6 protein-coding genes and 1 pseudogene are annotated in these 4093 nt (G+C 57.7%); 6 read left to right on the forward strand and 1 reads right to left on the reverse strand.

Translation table 11 applies throughout. From position 1 onward, the window contains the following. The first annotated feature begins 517 nt into the window (after positions 1 to 517). Positions 518 to 1075, forward strand: a complete 558-nt coding sequence (locus tag IE113_RS16030) for a TIGR02594 family protein (protein ID WP_189543320.1) — start codon at positions 518 to 520, stop codon at positions 1073 to 1075. Positions 1076 to 1492: 417 nt separating this feature from the next. Then, a pseudogene (locus tag IE113_RS16035) lies at positions 1493 to 1699 on the forward strand (alpha/beta hydrolase fold domain-containing protein); the annotation flags it as partial. Here IE113_RS16035 and IE113_RS16475 read toward each other — a convergent pair. Beyond that, the gene (locus tag IE113_RS16475; RefSeq protein ID WP_373297885.1) at positions 1624 to 1914 is read right to left on the reverse strand and encodes a DUF2817 domain-containing protein; all 291 of its coding nucleotides are present in this window, start codon (positions 1912 to 1914) and stop codon (positions 1624 to 1626) included. The pseudogene IE113_RS16035 and the gene IE113_RS16475 overlap by 76 nt on opposite strands. Here IE113_RS16475 and IE113_RS16040 point away from each other — a divergent pair. Genes IE113_RS16040 through IE113_RS16055 form a run of 4 tightly spaced genes read left to right on the forward strand, consistent with a single transcriptional unit; the run spans position 1804 to position 3881 of the window. Further along, complete coding sequence (locus IE113_RS16040; RefSeq protein ID WP_189543322.1) at positions 1804 to 2166, forward strand: hypothetical protein; 363 nt, start codon at positions 1804 to 1806, stop codon at positions 2164 to 2166. The genes IE113_RS16475 and IE113_RS16040 overlap by 111 nt on opposite strands. 40 nt (positions 2167 to 2206) lie before the next feature. Then, the gene (locus IE113_RS16045) at positions 2207 to 2479 is read left to right on the forward strand and encodes a glutathione S-transferase C-terminal domain-containing protein (protein ID WP_229822697.1); all 273 of its coding nucleotides are present in this window, start codon (positions 2207 to 2209) and stop codon (positions 2477 to 2479) included. Positions 2480 to 2538: 59 nt separating this feature from the next. Further along, positions 2539 to 3246: a CoA transferase subunit A gene (locus tag IE113_RS16050; RefSeq protein ID WP_189543326.1), complete on the forward strand. Its 708-nt coding sequence runs from the start codon at positions 2539 to 2541 to the stop codon at positions 3244 to 3246. Continuing rightward, complete coding sequence (locus IE113_RS16055) at positions 3246 to 3881, forward strand: 3-oxoacid CoA-transferase subunit B (protein WP_189543328.1); 636 nt, start codon at positions 3246 to 3248, stop codon at positions 3879 to 3881. Before IE113_RS16050 ends, IE113_RS16055 begins: the two co-directional genes overlap by 1 nt. Positions 3882 to 4093: the final 212 nt, after the last annotated feature.

The following is a 4093-nucleotide window of genomic DNA, read 5'->3' on the forward strand; positions in this document are numbered from 1 at the left end:
TGCGCAACAAAAGGCCGGACAAAAGACCGCACTCGATCACGCGTTCATAAGTTCAGAAAATCCTTGCAAACCGAGCGGCATCCACAAAAGAAGGTTGGATCCGGGTCGACTACGCCCCGCCATTATCCCGTTGTAAGATATAAATTAACCGCAGGGTAGCGCCCGAAATGGCGCAGTTCTGCGGCGTTTTCGTTCATCCGACCGAAGCGAAGAGACTGCTGATATCGGTAATCTCAGTCTCTAAAGCCCGTTTGTCTCTTTTCACCCGAAACGCATCGGAAACGCTACGGTCGAAAAAACTGGGAGATTTCCTCGCTTTTCGCTCTCTTAATCAGCCGAAGCGTTGAGGCTTGAGTGCGCCAAGCAAAGGGTTGCGAAACCAGTGCTACGGTCGCCGCCGGCTAGTACTTCTGCTTCGCCGGAATAACCCCTCTCACACCGCCGCGAGGCTCTTCGACGTCATCTTCGCGGCCATCAAGGGCTTTGAAGGCCGCTAACCTCTCGAAGGAGAACATCCATGAACCCGCTTCCGCCAGCCTATCGCTGGCTCGATGACCTGCAACCGCTGCCCAAGATGGTGGCCGAAGCCCGCAAGCTTTTTGGCACTGTCGAGGCACAAGGCTCCGCCGACAATCCCGTGATCCTTGGCTGGGCCAAGGAACTGGGCCTCGCCAAGGTCTACAGCCACGACGAGATCCCCTGGTGCGGACTGTTCGCGGCGATTGTTGCCAAGCGTGCAGGCAAGGCGTTGCCAAGCCAGCCGCTCTGGGCCCGCAGTTGGGTGAACTTCGGCAAGGACGGCAGCGCAAAACCGCAGCTCGGCGATGTGCTCGTCTTCCGCCGCGGTGAGGTCTCCGGCCATGTCGGGCTCTACATCGGTGAGGATTATGGCGCCTTCCATGTGCTCGGCGGCAACCAGTCCGATGGCGTGACTACGCGAACCCCTCGATTTCCTGGTACGACATGGCCACCCCGCCGCCCTCGCTGCTTCGCGAATATGGAGCAGCAGAATACCAAAGCTACATGGACTGGTACGGCCTTAAGTTCGACCTTGCGACCCGCGAGGTCCTTCTGAAGGTTGTAATTGCCGCAGACTGCTTTGCCAGCTTTGCACTTCCCCCGCTTCCTCGCGGAGGGAAATTTTTCGCACGGCTGCATGATCAGAGAGGGAGGGTGAGTCCGCTTGTTGATTGCTACGTGATGGCAGATCACGAGGTGATGCGCACCTAGCCCAGACTATCATTCTCGACCAATGCGGCCACGGGCCAATGCGCGATCAGCCAGAAGAGACGCTGCGCATTCTCCGAGATTATCTCGATGGGATTAGCGTTTGATCTCGAATATCTGAGGAGCGCCGGTGAATAGTATGGACATAAGCTCTAGCAGACCCGATGTTGAGGCCCTTCTAGGCTCGCTCAGATCATCAGCGCCGATTTCTCCGTCTGACCTTGACCCGCAGGCACTTCGTGTAATTGTTGGAAGCATGGCGCAAATGGTTGAGGCCGATGCAAATTCGTTGACGACAGTACGTAATTTAAGCTGCCCCGGTCCTGCAGGAGATATACGTCTTCGCCTCTACGATCGCCGCGGACAACGTGATCAGTCTGCGACGATCGTTTACTTTCATGGCGGCGGGTTCGTTGTTGGTGATCTTGAGTCCCACCATTCGCTTTGCACTGCCATTGCAGAGCAAGCGGATCTTCCTGTTGTACCCGAAATCAGAACGAGCACTTTTTCAGCCTGCGCAGGCCCGAAAGACGCAACATCGGTGAATAGTGTTCGTCCGTCCGGGCCGCGCTCCGGATGAGCTATGGACTCAATCGACCCGTCCGCCCTTGCGGCTGCTTCAAGGAATTTGGACCTTGCTTCCTGACCCACGCCGACCTGCGTCAGGTTTACACCGACTATCTGCACGAGTGGCTGGGGACCAAGAAGGATGACAAGAAGGTCGGGAAGCCGCTGACGGTTGCCTTCGACGGCATCAACTTCGCGGTGGGTCACGAAGCGTTCGGGCACAAGTCCTACGCTTTCGGCAACAAGCAGGAAGCATCTGTCGCGCTCCAGATGCGTCCGCGCGATGTGGTAGACCTGTTCCGCAAGCTCGTCGAACTCAACGTGTCGCATGTGTCGCTGCAGGGCGATCTGTTGCGACATTCACCCACTTAATAACTTGCGGGTCTTGAATGCGTTGCGGCGCGATCTGGGCGTGAGTGAGCAACAGGTCTTAGAATGGATTGCGCGTTGGATAACAGCTGGCTTCAACGCGCTTGAACAGCAAATCGCAAGGCACGGTCAGGGCTTCGCATTTGGCGATAGAATGACGTTGGCGGATTGCTGCTTGGTACCACAGGTCTATTCCGCTGAGCGTTTTGGCGTTTTGATGATCGATTATCCAGCAATCCGAGCTTGTGCTGATCGCTGCTTGGAAACTGATGCATTCCGTCGAGCTCATCCTGATCAGCAGCCAGATGCCGATTGAGTTCGCGGCCAAGCGCTAGAAATTGCGTCACCAATGCGGAAAAAGATTCTTGAGGCCCAATGAATAAGCAATTTCCAGATGCCAAGTCTGCTCTTGAGGACGTATTGCACGACAACATGCTGATCGCCTCAGGCGGTTTTGGCCTGTGCGGTATACCGGAGCGGCTAATCGATACGATTGTCGAAAGCGGGGTCAAGGGCCTGACCATTGCCTCCAACAATGCCGGGATTGATGGCGTGGGGCTGGGCAAGCTTTTACGCACGCGCCAGATCGCCAAGATGATCAGCTCCTATGTCGGCGAGAACAGGGAGTTCGAGCGGCAATATCTCTCAGGCGAGCTCCAGGTCGATTTCTGCCCGCAGGGCACACTCGCCGAGCGGATGCGCGCCGGCGGCGCCGGCATTCCTGGGTTCTACACCAAGACCGGCATGGGCACGCTTGTCGCCGAGGGCAAGGAGATCAAGAATTTCGACGGACAGGATTATGTCCTCGAACGCGGCATCGTCGCCGATCTCTCGATTGTGAAGGCATGGAAGGCGGACACCACCGGCAACCTCGTCTTCCGGAAGACGGCGCGCAACTTCAACGCGCCTGCAGCCACCTGCGGCAAGGTCTGCGTTGCGGAAGTCGAGGAGATCGTCCAGCCGGGCGAGCTCGATCCGGACAAGATCCACGTCCCCGGCGTCTATGTGCAGCGCATCATCTGCGGTGCCCCCTATGAGAAGAAGATCGAATTCCGCACGATGCGCGCACGGGAGACTGCATGATGGCCTGGGATCGCAACGATATGGCTGCCCGCGCCGCGCGCGAGCTTCAGGACGGCTTCTACGTCAATCTCGGCATCGGCATCCCGACGCTGGTCGCCAACAACATCCCGGCTGGGATGACGGTGACGCTCCAGTCGGAGAACGGTATGCTCGGCATCGGCCCCTTCCCCTATGACGACGAGGTCGATCCCGACCTGATCAACGCGGGCAAGCAGACGATCAGCGAGCTCCCGCACTCGGCCTATTTCTCCTCGTCGGACAGCTTCGCAATGATCCGTGGCGGCAAAATCGACCTCACCGTGCTCGGTGCGATGGAGGTATCGGAGAGAGGGGATATCGCCAACTGGATGATACCCGGCAAGATGATCAAGGGCATGGGCGGCGCAATGGATCTCGTCGCGGGCGTCAAGAAGATCATCGTCGTGATGGAACACAACGCCAAGGACGGCAGCCCCAAGTTCATCCCATCCTGCAGCCTGCCGCTCACCGGCAAGAATGTGGTCGACATGATCGTCACCGATCTCGCGGTGTTCAAGCGGCCGGATCACAACAGCCCGTTCGAACTGATCGAACTCGCCCCCGAAGTGACAGCCGAGGAAGTGCGAGCGAAGACCACCGCCCACTATAGAGGCTGACGAACCGGCATTGCTCCGTTATGCTTCGCCCATGACGGGGGCATCCAACTTTTGACAACCGCCTCATGTGGGATTCGAACTCGAGACGATCATATAACTATCAATGACGTACGCCCCAGAGATGGGGTGGATGCCGCTCTCCCCAACGGTGTCATAATGCACCAGCATTACGGTGCATTAGCCATCGGGATAGGAGAGGCAACATGACGGAC

This window comes from Novosphingobium arvoryzae, from assembly GCF_014652615.1.
Classification (GTDB): Bacteria; Pseudomonadota; Alphaproteobacteria; order Sphingomonadales; family Sphingomonadaceae; genus Novosphingobium; species Novosphingobium arvoryzae.

What these genes read in the sequence shown, in the direction of transcription:
- IE113_RS16030 (WP_189543320.1), top strand. Translation starts at nt 518, where the DNA reads ATGAACCCGCTTCCGCCAGCCTATCGCTGGCTCGATGACCTGCAACCG.
- IE113_RS16040 (WP_189543322.1), top strand. Translation starts at nt 1,804, where the DNA reads ATGAGCTATGGACTCAATCGACCCGTCCGCCCTTGCGGCTGCTTCAAG.
- IE113_RS16050 (WP_189543326.1), top strand. Translation starts at nt 2,539, where the DNA reads ATGAATAAGCAATTTCCAGATGCCAAGTCTGCTCTTGAGGACGTATTG.
- IE113_RS16055 (WP_189543328.1), top strand. Translation starts at nt 3,246, where the DNA reads ATGGCCTGGGATCGCAACGATATGGCTGCCCGCGCCGCGCGCGAGCTT.